Raw genomic sequence first — 12,237 nt, forward strand, 5'->3', positions numbered from 1 at the left:
CTCGTTCACGGCACGGCAAAGCGCAGCGTCTTGCCGCCGCTCGACATGTCCACGGCACCGAAGCCGGTCGGCGCAAAGCCGCGCGCGCCGCAATCGGTCTGCTCGCTGGTCTCGAACTTGGTCTCGCGTGTGCAGAGCTGCCTGTCGCCGCCCCAGTTCAGCGGCTTGTCCTTCAATTTCACGACGCGGTTGTCGGCATCGACAGCCTCCGCGAAGCTGAAGATCTGCTTCGGCTGGCCGGTCACGTCGGGGTGCAGGCAGGTCTTGGGATCGATGCGATACCAGCCGCGGCTCGTCACGGCCTTGCCGTCCTCGGTCGCGATCGCCGCCATCACCTTGTGCGGCGTGTCGTTGCACCAGGTCAGGCCGGTCGCCGATGGCGTCTGCACTGCATCGACCATGGTCTTGAAGAAATTTTGCGAGCCCACGATGTCGGATGACAAGCCGCGGCTCTTCAGGAAGGCGGCCAGCGCGCTCTGCGTCTTCGGCCCGTCGACGCCGTCGATCGGCGCGGCGTCGTAGCCTGCGATCACCAGGAGCCGCTGGATGCCGGCGAGGCGCGCCTGCTCGTCGTCATATTCGGAATCCTCGGCGAGATAAGCGACCAGGTTGCCGTCCGCACCTTGCGTCGGCGTCACCTGCGTGAAGGGAACCTGCGTCTGGCCGCTGCGGCACTGCCGCGCCGCCGCGATGACGAAATTGTCCTGCGCGACGCAGAGCATGTCGTTGCCGCTTTGCGGGATCGGGGACGCGCCGTAGACGCCGAGCGCGCGGGCGTTGAGCAGGATGCGGTCGGCGGTCAGCGTGCCCTGCACCACGACGCGGCAGGCGGCGGGATCGATCCTGAACCAGCCGCGCGTCGCGGTGGCGGCCTTGTCGTCGATGCCGATCGCGGCCTCGACGACATAGGACATGCGGTTGCAGATCTTGAGGTCGGCGATCGCCGGCGCGGAGGAGAAGAAGAAGGAGACGACGGCCGCGGGCAGCGTCATCAGGAAGCGGGTGAGGGGGGAGCGGGGCGGGCGACGCTCTGTCGGTTCGTCATGGCCGGGCTTGACCCGGCCATCCACGCCTTGCTTCGGCAAAGAAAGAACGTGGATGCCCGGGTCAAGCCCGGGCATGACGCCCTCTTTTCTTCGCCGCTCCTGCATCACTTGTGGATCAGCGTGCCCGTGCCCTGGTTGGTGAAGAGCTCGAGCAGCACCGCGTGCTGCATCTTGCCGTCGATGATGACGACGCCCTCGACGCCCTGCTCCAGGGCGTAGATGCAGGTCTCGACCTTCGGGATCATGCCGCCGGAGATGGTGCCGTCGGCGATCAGTTTTCGCGCGTCCTTCACCGACAATTGCGGGATCAGCTTCTTCGACTTGTCGAGCACGCCGGGCACGTCGGTGAGCAGCAGCAGGCGTTTTGCCTTGAGCGCGCCTGCGACGGCACCGGCAAAGGTGTCGGCGTTGATGTTGAGCGTCTGGCCCTCCTTGGAGGTCGCGAGCGGGGCCAGCACCGGGATCAGCTCGTAGCCGATCAGCTGGTTGAGCAAAGTGAGGTCGACCTTCTCGGGGTCGCCGACGAAGCCGAGGTCGACCGCCTTCTCGATATGCGAGTCCGGATCGACGATGGTGCGCGTCGTCTTGGTCGCCTTCACCATGTTGCCGTCCTTGCCGGATAGCCCCACCGCCTTGCCGCCGGCCTCGTTGATGTAGCCGACGATCTGCTTGTTGACCGAGCCGGCCAGCACCATCTCGACGATCTCGATGGTCGCGGCATCGGTGATGCGCAGGCCCGCTGCGAATTCCGAGACGATGCCGAGGCGCTTGAGCATGGTCGCGATCTGCGGCCCGCCGCCATGCACCACCACCGGGTTGATCGCGGTCTGCTCGAGCAGCACGATGTCGCGGGCAAAGTTCTTCGCGGTCTCCTCGTCGCCCATGGCATGGCCGCCATATTTGATGACGATGGTTTCCTCGTCATACTGCTGCATGTGCGGCAGCGCTTCGGACAGGATGCGGGCCTGGTCGAGCGGAGAGATGTCGGTCATGTCGCGGGTCTCGCTGGCGGGTCGAATGCTGCGCGTTCTATCCGATTGGCGGGGACAGCGCAAAGTGGTCTTCGTGCCCCGGACGCAGCGCAGCGCTTCTTCAGCGGTGCGCTGCAGAGCCGGGGCCCATGTCGCTTCTGGGTCCCGGCTCGGCGGAGCGTCACTGCGTGCCGCACCGCGTCCGGGACACGAGCATCACCTTTTTGCCGCCACCGCCGCCGCGCTCACCGCCAGCCAGCCCAAAATCATCACCGTTCCGCCCGTCGGCGCCGCCATCGGAAACAACGTGTGCCCGGCATATTGCCGCAAGGTGAGGTCGCCTGCGAACAGCGCGGCACCGATCGCGAAGCCGAACGCCGCCACGAGCCCAATTCCGCCGTGCAGAAGGCCGCGCGTGAGCAAGGCGATCGTCGCGAGTATGGCCGTTGCATGAAACAGCAGCATGGTGCTGGCGGAGGCAAGACGATTAGCGTCCGCGCCATGGGCGGCGGCGGCGGCCAGCGCGACGCCGGCGGCGCCCATCAAGCCGGCAAGCCCGATCAGCAGGCGGTACGCCAGCATCACGCGGCCCGCTCTTCCAGGAGCTTCGCCATCGCGGCGCGCAAGCTCTCCATGCCGGTCGAGCTGCGTGACGAGGTCGCGAGCACGGTCGGGAACGCGGCCGGATGCTTGGCGAGTGCGGCCTCGGTCTCGGCGATGCGCGCCTGCAGCTCGGCGGCCTTCACCTGGTCGGCCTTGGTCAGCACGATCTGGTAGCTGACGGCGGAGCGATCGAGCGTCTTGAGCACTTCGAGATCGACGTCCTTGATCCCATGCCGCGCGTCGATCAGCACGTAGACGCGGGCGAGGCTGGCGCGGCCCAGCAGGAATTTGTGGATCAGCTCGGTCCAGGACGCGACCTGGCTCTTCGGCGCCTTGGCATAGCCGTAGCCGGGCATGTCGACGAGGCGCAGGTCGTTCTTGCCGGGGACCTCGAAGAAGATCAGCTCCTGGGTGCGGCCCGGCGTATGCGAGGTGCGTGCCAGCGCGTTGCGCCCGGTGAGCGCGTTGATCAGGCTCGACTTGCCGACATTGGAGCGTCCGGCAAAGGCGATCTCCAGCCCCGCCATCGGCGGCAGCGTTTGGATCGAAGGCGAGGCCCAGATGAACTGCCAGTCGCGGGCGAACAATTTTCGCCCGGCCTCGATCAGTCGCTCGTCGGTCTTGTCGTTCATGCGAGCGGTCTATCCTCTCGTCATGGCCGGGCTTGTCCCGGCCATCCACGTCTGGCTGTCCAGCACCCTCCTAAACGTGGATGCCCGGGACGAGCCCGGGCATGACGGTGTGGAGGCATTTGCGCCCGCAATGACGGCGCTTACGTCGCCTTCCTCGCGAACGTCGCCTTGAGATTGTCGAATAACTCCACCTTCACGCCGTTGCGGCGCATGATGTAGCTCTGCTGGACCACCGAGAGCAGGTTGTTCCAGGCCCAGTAGATCACGAGACCTGCCGGGAAGCCCGCCAGCATGAAGGTGAAGATCAGCGGCATCCAGTTGAAGATGATCTGCTGCGTCGGATCCGGCGGCGTCGGATTCAGCTTCATCTGGAACCACATCGTGATGCCCATGATGATCGGCCAGATGCCGAGCGCGAGGTAATAGCCGAACACCGGAATCGTGGTCGGGTCGAACGGGATCAGCCCGAACAGGTTGAACAGGTTGGTCGGGTCCGGCGCCGAGAGGTCCTTGATCCAGCCGTAGAACGGCGCGTGCCGCATCTCGATGGTGACGAACAGCACCTTGTAGAGCGAGAAGAACACCGGGATCTGGATCAGCACGGGAAGACAGCCGGCGACCGGATTGATCTTCTCCTTGCGGTAGATCTCCATCATCTCCTGCTGCTGCTTCACCTTGTCGTCGGGATAGCGCTCCTTGAGCGCCTGCAGCTGCGGCTGGATCGACTTCATCTTCGCCATCGAGGCGTAGGACTTGTTCGCCAGCGGGAAGAACAACAGCTTCACGATCACCGTCACCAGCAGGATCGAGATGCCGAAATTGCCGAAGAAGCGGTAGAAGAAGTCGAGGCCGAGGAACATCGGCTTGGTGAGGAAGTAAAACCAGCCCCAGTCGATCAGCAGGTCGAACTGGTTGAGGCCGAGCGCCTTGTTGTAGCCGCCGAGGCCGGCGAGCGGGAAGTTGATGCCGACCACGCCGGCTTCCTTGGCGCCTGCGAACAGCCGCGCGTTGGCCGTCGCGGTGCCGCCGATCGCGACGGTGACGGGGTCGAGCAGATAGTCGGTCTGGTAGGTATGGACCTTGCCGACCGGGTTCGACGAGAAACGTGCCTGGAGCTGGGCGTTGGTGTCGGGCAGCAGCGCGGAGGCCCAGTATTTGTCGGTGATGCCGAGCCAGCCATTGGTGGCCTTAAAGTTCACCTGCTTGGCTTCGTCGATCTTGCTGTAGGCATATTCCTGCAGCCTGTGTTCGCCGAGATAGCCGATCAGGCCCTCATGCAGGATATAGTAGCCGGAGACATGCGGCGCGCCGTGGCGCGAGATCAGCGCGAACGGATAGAGCGTGACGGGGGCGTTGCCGACATTGCTCACCTCGTCCTTGATGGTGAAGAGATAATGGTCGTCGACGGTGATGGTGCGGCGGAAGGTCAGGCCGTCGCCGTTCTCCCATTTCAGCACCACCGGTGTCGACGGCGTCAGGCTGCCGCTGCCCTCCTGCTGCCAGACGGTCTGGGCATCCGGCATCTTTGCCGTCACGCCCGTCGCCGCAACCCAGCCGAACTCGGCGTAATAGGGCTCCGCCGTGCCCGACGGCGAATAGAGGACGATCGGCGGCGATTTCGGATCGACCGTCTCGCGATATTGCACCAGCGCGATGTCGTCGATACGGCCGCCCTTCAATGAGATGCTGCCGGCGATCCGCGGCGTCTCGATCTTGACGCGCGGGCTCGCTGCAATGGCGGTCTCGCGCGGAACGACCGCTTGGGGCTGGCTCGCGGCCGGCGTTGCCGGCTGGGCCGTACCGCCCGGCTGCGGCGCGGAGCCCGGCGTCGCCGGCGCGCCGCCTGGCGTCGCCGAGGCGGTCGGCTGCGGCGTCGTCTTCTGGAGCTCGGTCTGCGCCTGCTGCTGGGCGCGCTGTTTCTCCATCTGCGGCACGTTGTAGAAATACTGCCAGGCGATCAGCACCAGGCCGGACAGAATGACGGCGAGGATGGTATTGCGATTGTCGGTCATCTCGTTTGTCTCGTCATCAATCCGGTTTGCGGCTGGTCGCTGCGGCGTGACCCGGCCTCTGGCCGCGCGCCTTGGCCGTATGCCGCGCGGGCTTCGTGAACGCTATGCGCAGATCGTCGAGCATGGTGGCGAAGTCGCGCGAGAGCGCGTCTCTTCGTCCGACCAGGACATAATCGTGGTGGGGCTGCATCGATGTCGGATCGAGCCGCTTCACCAATTCGCGCAGCCGGCGCCGGATGCGATTGCGCTCGGGGGCGTTGCCGTTCTTTTTGGTGACGGTGAAGCCGATCCTGACAGGGCCGGAATCATCGCGGCGGCGACTTTGCAGGACGAACGCGGGACTATTCACCCGCGCGCCATTGGCAACGGCGAGGAAATCCGCCCGCTGCCTCAGCCGATCCATGATGAAATCCCAAAAAGGGGGTCCGGCTCAGGCGCTCAGACGCTTGCGGCCGCGGGCGCGGCGGGCGGCGAGAACCTTGCGGCCGCCGGCAGTGGCGAGACGGGCGCGGAAGCCGTGACGGCGCTTGCGCACCAGTTTGCTGGGTTGATAAGTCCGCTTCACGGGTTTTTCTCCGCTGACCGGGCAATTTGCCTGTAGAATTGATGGTAAAGTCCGGAAGATGCGGCCCAAAACGGGCCCTTTTCGGCCCCAAGAGAGCCGCTCCCAGTGTCGCACCGGGTCATCGCGGACAATTCGCGCGGCTTATAAGGGAGCGCCTTGTTTTCGTCAACGCCGCACAAGCGCGCGATTTTGGTGAATATCGCTGTTTGTGCGAGGTTTTTAACCCTTGAGGTAGCGACTCGCGCTAACAGCGCTTACATCCCACCTTGGCAGATTAGCGATCCGTAATTTGACCGGACATCGGCCGGGTCGCATCCTCCATCAGCCAAGGTCAAGAGGGGCGAGTTTCGTGGCAGCCACAGATCGCCAGCAGATCCAGGATCTGGATCAGCCGGACCAGCCGGCGATGCGGCCCCGCGGCTCGCGCGGGCTGGGGCTGTCCGGCAAGCTGCTGCTGCTCACCGTGCCCCTGGTGATGATCGCCGCCAGCCTGCTTTACGTGCCCGCCATCGCCAATTTCTGGGTCAACCGGCTCAACGACCGCGTTGCGGCCGCCAACACCGCGGCGCTGGTGCTGGATGCGGCGCCGCTCGGCATGGTTCCCGATTCGCTGTCGCGCCAGATCCTGAAAAGCATCAACGCCCGTGCGGTCGCCATCAAGATGGGCCAGCAGCGCCGGCTGCTCGCGAGCGACAACATTCCCGCCGCCATCGAGCATGACATCGACCTGCGCGACGTGACCGCCTGGGAGGCGATCACCGGCTCGTTCCGCATGATGCTGGAGACCGGCAACCAGGCCATCCGCATCGTCGGCCCCGGCGTCGGCAATGCCCAGTTCATCGAGATCGTCACCGACGAGCTGCCGCTGCGGCAGCAGATGTACCGCTTCTCCCGCAACGTCGTCGTGGTCGCGCTGATCATCGCGGTGCTGACCGCGGGCCTCGTCTATCTCGCGCTCCATTATCTCTTCGTGCGGCCGATGCGGCGGCTGACCGCGAGCCTGGTCGGCTTCCACGAAAATCCCGAAAGCTCGGCCGGCATCATCGTGCCGAGCCAGCGCAGCGACGAGATCGGGGTCGCCGAGCGCGAATTGTCGGACATGCAGCGCGACCTGATGTCGATGCTGCATCAGAAGAGCCGGCTCGCCGCCCTCGGCCTTGCCGTCTCCAAGATCAACCACGATCTGCGCAACCTGCTCGCCTCGGCCCAGCTGCTGTCGGACCAGCTCGCCAGCGTGCCGGATCCACGCGTGCAGCGCTTTGCGCCCAAGCTCGTGCGCTCGCTCGAGCGCGCCATCGCCTTCTGCCAGTCGACATTGTCCTACGGCCGGGCCCAGGAGGCCGCGCCCGACCGCCGCATGATCCTGATCGAGCCTGTGGTGATGGAGGTGCGGGAGACCGCGGGGCTCGCCAACGAGGCCTCGATCGCCTGGGTCGCTGCGATCGAGCGCGGGCTCGCGGTCGATGCCGACCCCGACCAGCTGTTCCGCGTCTTGCTCAACCTCGTCCGCAACGCCGCCCAGGCGCTCGAAAGCCATGCGGCGGGCGAGGGGCGTGTGCAGCAGATCCGGATTACCGGGAAGCGCGAAGGCGCCGTCGCGATTCTCGAGGTTTCCGACACCGGGCCCGGCGTCCCCCCGAAGACCCGGGAGCGCCTGTTCGAGGCCTTCCAGACCTCTGGTCGCCCCGGCGGCAGCGGCCTTGGCCTTGCCATCGCCGCCGAGCTGGTCCGCGCCCATGGCGGCGACATCCACCTGGTCGAAGGCACCATCGGCGCCACCTTCCGCATCGTCATCCCCGACCGTCCCGTGGAACTGCTCTCCATCCGCAACGAGCGGCAGAGGGCTTAAGTCGGCCGGCGGCCGACTGAAGCCGTCATTCCGGGGCGCGACGAAGTCGCGAGCCCGGAATCCATAACCACCAGCTGGGGTTATGGATTCCGGGCCTGGCCCTCCGGGCCATCCCGGAATGACGACGGTGAAGTCGAGATGCGCAAAAATCTCCCCATCCCGGACCTTGCCAATCGGGACAAGAGCGGTTAGTCAGAGCGCTCTTTCGCACCCCCTCCGGCTCCGCCGGGGGCTGCTTGCGGGCCCCGCCCGCACTGTCGCGAAAAACGCGCCCGTAGCTCAGCTGGATAGAGCATCAGACTACGAATCTGAGGGTCGGACGTTCGAATCGTTCCGGGCGCGCCATTTTTCCCGAGAAAAACGCGGTTTATTGCGGCCCACATCGTACAGTGGCCGCGCGGGGACGCGGCAGGGACGCAAAATCTACCTTCTAGTCCAGCCTACCTGCTGCGACAGAGAGCCCTTCCTCCGTGGCTGGCTGGCCCCGCAGCCGCGCCGCATCCGGACCGTGCCGCAGGCCGCAATAGGTCGGATGGCGGGAGGAGAAAAAATCAACTAATACGCGTGCTTTCCTGCCCTTCACTGATTCTCCGATATGAAAATTCGCGCGCATCAGCATCGAGGCCGCCGCAAGGGCGGCCGGTCTCTAAAGCTCGGCAAACAGACGATCCGCTCGATGTCGGAGGAGCAATTCGACTTAGAGCTTTCCCGGATTCCAACCGGAGGTTCGCCAGCGGCATGGAAAGAGGCTGGGCGCATAAGGCGCGCACTCAAACAACTTCGAAAAAGCGAGTCTGTCGAAAAGCCTGTCATCATTCGGCAAGGTTTTCGCTCCAGTCCGGTTCTCGATGCAATCTATCCAGAGCGAAAAGCCAAGTGGTTGCCGTCGTGGCGACGCCACCGCGAAGACAAGGTTGACCTCGTCAATTTCTCATTCCTTGATGATCCATTGGGAACGATGTTGACGTTGCGCAAACTCGCAGAATGCGAGGCCGATTGCAGAACGTTCTCAATGAACTTCGAAGATAAGCACTGCAAAGATATAGCACCCTACATGGTGCTAGGGCTTATCAGGCAACGGATGCTCCCCGTATGTCGCGAGGGAACCATAAGGCACGGCATCAATCGGGTCATCGGAGCGGTTCACCTCACAGACTATCTTAGGATAAGCACGCGACCGGTGGGAGGAGATTCGCTAATTCTCCCTTTCCCTTTGCGCGAGCGTCGAGGACAGGGAGCCTCAACGAAGGATAATTCTGCCTGGGCGGTCTCGTCCGAGGAGCGAGTGGATTCGAAGCTCGTCGCCACTATCGACCAATGGCTTGGTGCGCTCTCTCCACCTCGGCGCCTTTCGCCGACCGGGAGGGTGAATATCCTTACGCTAGCGGGCGAGATTCTCGACAACGCCAAACGACACAGCGACCCATCCGAAGATGGAACGTGGGCTATCGCCGGCTTCATGGAATCTAGGCGCAGAGACGATGGAAGCATGTCGCACGTCTGCCATATAGGCATCATCAATCCCGGATTAACGATATTCGAGACACTTCAGCTCGCACCTGAGCCGCTGCGGGAGCGGATCGCTTCTTTTTCAGAACGGCACCTTCCTCGGTGGCCAGCAAGTAGCCGATACGATGAAGAGGCTTTATGGACTCTCTGCTCGCTCCAGGATGGCATTTCCCGGGCAAAATCGGATGAAACCCCAAATGGTTTTGGAATGCTCACGTTCGTAGAAGCCGCGAACTCGTTGGGCAAGAGTTCACGACCAGATGAACAGCCGCGGATGACAATCATCTCGGGCTCCGCTTGTCTCACGGTAAGGCCACCATATAATATACCAGCCAAACAGCCGAGCGGGCATCGAGCGTTAGCCTTAAACGCCTCGAACAGCTTGCAAAACCCGCCCGACCAGGACTATGTTTTTTCGCTTCCATATCGGTTTCCAGGCACTATCGTAGCTGTGCGGTTTTGCATCGACGCAGATGAGTTGGTTCGGACGACATGACGCAATGGTCAAAATGCTGAACTTGTCCCATCTCTCGGGGGAGGGTGATACCTCCGTTCTGTCTGGTAAGCAGCGCGGTCTTGCTGCCCGTGCTGAGTACAATCTCGATGCTCTGGATGAAGCCGACGAGGAACTCTCGGTTGTGCTGTCACCAGAATTGGAAGCCATTACTCCATCCTTTGTTTTGGGCATGTTCGGAAAAAGCGTGAAACACATAGGTGATGTGGACGCGTTTTTTAGAAAGTATCACTTCTCGGCTGAGCCACACTTGATGGCTCAGATCAGGAGAGGCGCCGAATATAGCCTTCTCAAAGGTGACCCTCTGCCTTTCTGATGCCCAGCAAAGGGTGGTTTCGGATAGGCTTGCTGGCAAGCGCGTTGGTCGCTTTGCCAGGTTATGCGATCCCTCAGCAAAAGCAGATCCCAATTCCGAAGCCTGCACCTGCTCGGGAAACGGCTGAACAACCTTGGTATTACGACGCTCGGTGGTGGGGCATCGGAGCATCAGGAGCGCTCTCGCTCCTCAGTCTTTTACTGCAGTGGCGATATCGCGTTCTGGATAGACAGAGCAAGGAGGCGTCGGAGAGCTTCGACGGTGATATCCGGGATCCTATCAAAGAGACCTACAAAGATTTGAGGACACTTGCCAACCTGGCGGCCGTGGCATCCGAGACGGACGACGCTGCAGCAAGAGCAGATGCAATCAAGAAACTTCGGTATGACTCGGCCTGTACGACGTTGAGCCTCTTTTCGATGGTCTTGAAAGAAGCCGACAGAAGGCTTTCACTTCGGGCTGAGTTTCTCGAGATCAACGCTGAGCTAGAAGACGCGTTGTATCTAGCATTGGGTTCTATGACGAAATGCGATGATGCGATTGAGCGGAGAGCTTTGCAAAAGAAAATTTCCGACGCGGTGTCGCACGCCATCGTTGCTTGTGATGCCAAGCTGGGCCTTCAACGCAAGGCATTCCTGCGAAATTGGAAATAGAAGATCCTATAGCAAGCGGCCCTGCTGGCTCAAAGTCCACGGGACCCCATGCTGCCTCTCCCCGTCTTGACGCGCCTCTCTTTCAGTGAGCTCGGCGCTCCCCTCTCTCGGGCAAATTGCGGGTGAAGAACGAGCGGAGCCGGCCCGGCCATAGTAAGCGGAAAGCTGATTTCGCTCGTCCTTCTTTGATTTCGATTACGCGCGTCTGGATCACGGCAAAACCGAAAGAGATGGCCAACATCGTAAGCGCCCAGAGCGCTTGCTGACGGTTGGATGTTGTCCAGGCTGGAAGGCCCCGGTTCTCTGTCGGAGATATTGCTCCTTCAAACAGTATCCCGCTAAGCGCAGCCAAAAACTTGATCAAGCTCCAGGCCGCGAATTGCTCAAAATGCCAAACAAGAGGTGGTGATTTTGCGCAACCGAAGAGACCTGCAAGCACGTATGTCAGCAACTGCGGAGCAATGGCGACCACAATAATCGTCGCGACTAGAATCAGTTCATCGCGAACGTTTGTCAGCCATTCATGTAAAGCTAGCGTGTATTTGCTCGGAATGCCCAGATGTTGTTCGAGGAAGACGTGTAGCGAACCATAGTCGTTGACGTAAGCAGCAAAATCGACCGCGAGACGAACAACTAGAACGAATGAGAAGGCGTACAGCAACCAGTTAATCTCCGTCGCCTGGCCCCATCGAGTTAGCTGCCTGATAGAGACCACGAGGCTAAGGAGCAAAAGAGCTGACCAACCGACTTCAGCAATTGCCTGGAGCATGAAAATTCCCCACCGCCACCGTTCTCGGGAATGAACTCGACACCGGCCTAAGAGCCAGTCGCAGATTGTCCTGTTTGAGGGAGTGCCTTTATTTCTGCTGCGACCTTGGTCAGTCTGACACCTAGAACTATAGCAAACAGAACGATCCAAAGGCCCGACAGTGACTTGAAACGCGCAAGGCCTTCGGCGCCCGACCTTGATTCGACGGCAGCGCGCCGCAACGCTTCGAGAGTTTGATAGAAATCACAGAACTTAACATATTTGTAGTTCGGCCAATTGCCGACCCGGACGTCGCGCGCAGCTTCATCTGTGAATACCCCGCTGATGCATGGGATATCCGATACCATAAGTTCAAGGTTTATTTGGTCCCCCGAGAACAGCAGTAGCGGCACGAATGGAAAATCTGGCTGCGGGATCTGTCGATCTAGGTCTGCAGAGAACGCTTGACCCAAACGGCAAGTCCTTGAGGACTTGATCTTCTCGACATGAGCATTGTCTTTGCAGTACTGGTTTGAATAGCTTATGGCGTCACGAGTCGCGATCAAAGCCCTGCTATAGGCTTCACGGTCCTCGCCCGCTTGGCGAGATGTCCGATAATATTGGTAGTCAGCTGCTGCGACGAGAACAGCAAATGCCGCGACTGCGTTCGCGGCATAGTCAATCTGCAGCCACTTCTTTTTCTGAAGGGGAGATACTCTGACGAACGCGTAGTGCATTACCGCCGCGGTAAGCAGAAAGGCGCTCCCGGCAAGCCAAATGATCATTATCGCTCTCCTGCCCAAGATAGTAGTATTGCAG

Annotated in this window: 13 protein-coding genes and 1 tRNA gene; 5 read left to right on the top strand and 9 right to left on the bottom strand. The window is 61.7% G+C overall.

Translation table 11 applies throughout. From position 1 onward, the window contains the following. Positions 1-5 precede the first annotated feature (5 nt). From ACNJYD_RS04300 to rpmH, 7 genes are all read right to left on the bottom strand, one after another. Positions 6-1,121: a DUF1036 domain-containing protein gene (locus ACNJYD_RS04300; protein ID WP_439365482.1), complete on the bottom strand. Its 1,116-nt coding sequence runs from the start codon at positions 1,119-1,121 to the stop codon at positions 6-8. Positions 1,122-1,150: 29 nt separating this feature from the next. Then, the gene (gene argB / locus ACNJYD_RS04305) at positions 1,151-2,038 is read right to left on the bottom strand and encodes an acetylglutamate kinase (RefSeq protein ID WP_130363552.1); all 888 of its coding nucleotides are present in this window, start codon (positions 2,036-2,038) and stop codon (positions 1,151-1,153) included. Positions 2,039-2,233: 195 nt separating this feature from the next. Then, positions 2,234-2,599: a DUF423 domain-containing protein gene (locus tag ACNJYD_RS04310; RefSeq protein ID WP_212259588.1), complete on the bottom strand. Its 366-nt coding sequence runs from the start codon at positions 2,597-2,599 to the stop codon at positions 2,234-2,236. Beyond that, on the bottom strand, positions 2,599-3,252 hold the full coding sequence (gene yihA, locus ACNJYD_RS04315) for a ribosome biogenesis GTP-binding protein YihA/YsxC (RefSeq protein ID WP_212259587.1): 654 nt from the start codon (positions 3,250-3,252) through the stop codon (positions 2,599-2,601). Before yihA ends, ACNJYD_RS04310 begins: the two co-directional genes overlap by 1 nt. 140 nt (positions 3,253-3,392) lie before the next feature. Next, complete coding sequence (gene yidC, locus ACNJYD_RS04320) at positions 3,393-5,264, bottom strand: membrane protein insertase YidC (RefSeq protein WP_172786716.1); 1,872 nt, start codon at positions 5,262-5,264, stop codon at positions 3,393-3,395. Between the two features lie 16 nt (positions 5,265-5,280). Then, positions 5,281-5,667, bottom strand: a complete 387-nt coding sequence (gene rnpA, locus ACNJYD_RS04325; RefSeq protein WP_172786717.1) for a ribonuclease P protein component — start codon at positions 5,665-5,667, stop codon at positions 5,281-5,283. Positions 5,668-5,694: 27 nt separating this feature from the next. Further along, positions 5,695-5,829 carry a 50S ribosomal protein L34 gene (rpmH, locus tag ACNJYD_RS04330; RefSeq protein ID WP_008542748.1) on the bottom strand — a complete coding sequence of 45 codons (135 nt, stop codon included), beginning with the start codon at positions 5,827-5,829 and terminating at the stop codon, positions 5,695-5,697. A 349-nt stretch (positions 5,830-6,178) separates the two neighbouring features. On the opposite strand from rpmH, the gene ACNJYD_RS04335 reads away from it, so the two are divergent. From ACNJYD_RS04335 to ACNJYD_RS04355, 5 genes are all read left to right on the top strand, one after another. Then, positions 6,179-7,678: a sensor histidine kinase gene (locus ACNJYD_RS04335; RefSeq protein ID WP_172786718.1), complete on the top strand. Its 1,500-nt coding sequence runs from the start codon at positions 6,179-6,181 to the stop codon at positions 7,676-7,678. Positions 7,679-7,946: 268 nt separating this feature from the next. Next, positions 7,947-8,023, top strand: a tRNA-Arg gene (locus ACNJYD_RS04340). Between the two features lie 250 nt (positions 8,024-8,273). Next, positions 8,274-9,683 (top strand): hypothetical protein, encoded by a 1,410-nt coding sequence (locus tag ACNJYD_RS04345; protein WP_439365483.1) that lies wholly within the window; start codon positions 8,274-8,276, stop codon positions 9,681-9,683. A gap of 4 nt (positions 9,684-9,687) precedes the next feature. After that, on the top strand, positions 9,688-10,017 hold the full coding sequence (locus tag ACNJYD_RS04350; RefSeq protein ID WP_439365484.1) for a hypothetical protein: 330 nt from the start codon (positions 9,688-9,690) through the stop codon (positions 10,015-10,017). A 29-nt stretch (positions 10,018-10,046) separates the two neighbouring features. Further along, entirely contained in the window at positions 10,047-10,670 is a 624-nt protein-coding gene (locus ACNJYD_RS04355) for a hypothetical protein (RefSeq protein WP_439365485.1), read from the top strand. An 82-nt stretch (positions 10,671-10,752) separates the two neighbouring features. Here ACNJYD_RS04355 and ACNJYD_RS04360 read toward each other — a convergent pair whose 3' ends face one another. Together ACNJYD_RS04360 and ACNJYD_RS04365 are read right to left on the bottom strand one after the other, a co-directional pair. Then, positions 10,753-11,439: a hypothetical protein gene (locus tag ACNJYD_RS04360; protein ID WP_439365486.1), complete on the bottom strand. Its 687-nt coding sequence runs from the start codon at positions 11,437-11,439 to the stop codon at positions 10,753-10,755. Positions 11,440-11,486: 47 nt separating this feature from the next. Next, on the bottom strand, positions 11,487-12,203 hold the full coding sequence (locus ACNJYD_RS04365) for a hypothetical protein (protein WP_439365487.1): 717 nt from the start codon (positions 12,201-12,203) through the stop codon (positions 11,487-11,489). Positions 12,204-12,237: the final 34 nt, after the last annotated feature.

Source organism: Bradyrhizobium sp. SPXBL-02 (assembly GCF_051853065.1).
In the GTDB taxonomy this organism is placed as follows: Bacteria; Pseudomonadota; Alphaproteobacteria; order Rhizobiales; family Xanthobacteraceae; genus Bradyrhizobium.

Bases quoted from the DNA above. Each gene is read 5' to 3' on its own strand.
- ACNJYD_RS04300 (WP_439365482.1), bottom strand. From the start codon at position 1,121: ATGCCCGGGCTTGACCCGGGCATCCACGTTCTTTCTTTGCCGAAGCAA.
- argB (WP_130363552.1), bottom strand. From the start codon at position 2,038: ATGACCGACATCTCTCCGCTCGACCAGGCCCGCATCCTGTCCGAAGCG.
- ACNJYD_RS04310 (WP_212259588.1), bottom strand. From the start codon at position 2,599: ATGCTGGCGTACCGCCTGCTGATCGGGCTTGCCGGCTTGATGGGCGCC.
- yihA (WP_212259587.1), bottom strand. From the start codon at position 3,252: ATGAACGACAAGACCGACGAGCGACTGATCGAGGCCGGGCGAAAATTG.
- yidC (WP_172786716.1), bottom strand. From the start codon at position 5,264: ATGACCGACAATCGCAATACCATCCTCGCCGTCATTCTGTCCGGCCTG.
- rnpA (WP_172786717.1), bottom strand. From the start codon at position 5,667: ATGGATCGGCTGAGGCAGCGGGCGGATTTCCTCGCCGTTGCCAATGGC.
- ACNJYD_RS04345 (WP_439365483.1), top strand. From the start codon at position 8,274: ATGAAAATTCGCGCGCATCAGCATCGAGGCCGCCGCAAGGGCGGCCGG.
- ACNJYD_RS04350 (WP_439365484.1), top strand. From the start codon at position 9,688: ATGGTCAAAATGCTGAACTTGTCCCATCTCTCGGGGGAGGGTGATACC.
- ACNJYD_RS04360 (WP_439365486.1), bottom strand. From the start codon at position 11,439: ATGCTCCAGGCAATTGCTGAAGTCGGTTGGTCAGCTCTTTTGCTCCTT.
- ACNJYD_RS04365 (WP_439365487.1), bottom strand. From the start codon at position 12,203: ATGATCATTTGGCTTGCCGGGAGCGCCTTTCTGCTTACCGCGGCGGTA.